Here is a 619-nt window from a genome sequence, read left to right on the forward strand (position 1 = left end):
TTCTCGCCCGGGGCGACCTGTCCGGACAAAATGTAGTCCAGCAGGGCCTTGGCAACCTCGGAGGACGCGGGCTCTGCATGGACCACGCTCACAGGCTTGAGTCCCGTCACCGAGGGTACCGCACGTTTACGGCGGGTGGCCCGCGGGGCGGGTTCGGCAATGGCTGGGTCAGCGCTCAACAAGAACTCCATCCGGGTCGCAGTACACCAAGGCGCCTGGCCTGATGGTGACACCATCGAGAGTCAGTTCAACGTCGGACTCGCCAGCGCCGGTCTTGGTGCTTTTTCTGGGGTTGCTTCCCAATGCTTTCACGCCCAGCGGGAGGCCGGAAATCGCTTCGCGGTCCCGGATGGCTCCATTGATGATCACGCCGGACCACCCGTTGGAAACGGCGATCTCGGCGATCATGTCCCCCATTAATGCCCGGGAGAGCGACCCGCCGCCGTCAACAACCAGGATGGCACCTTCGCCGGGGGTGGATACCACGGACTTGAGCAGAGCGTTGTCCTCGAAGCACCGGACAGTCCTGGCGGGGCCGCTGAAGTGTGTCCTGCCGCCGAGTGACTGGAACTGGATGGCGAGGGACTGAATGTCCTCGCCGCGCTCATCGTAAAGATCA

The 619-nt window shown here is 63.5% G+C and carries 1 protein-coding gene; it reads right to left on the reverse strand.

Translation table 11 applies throughout. The features are described 5' to 3' along the window. Window positions 1–168 precede the first annotated feature (168 nt). On the reverse strand, window positions 169–619 hold a 451-nt coding region (gene rraA / locus CXQ89_RS17765; RefSeq protein ID WP_104162204.1), incomplete at its 5' end, for a ribonuclease E activity regulator RraA.

Origin of the sequence: Arthrobacter sp. ZGTC212, assembly GCF_002929255.1 — a bacterium.
GTDB classification, from domain to species: domain Bacteria; phylum Actinomycetota; class Actinomycetes; order Actinomycetales; family Micrococcaceae; genus Arthrobacter_B; species Arthrobacter_B sunyaminii.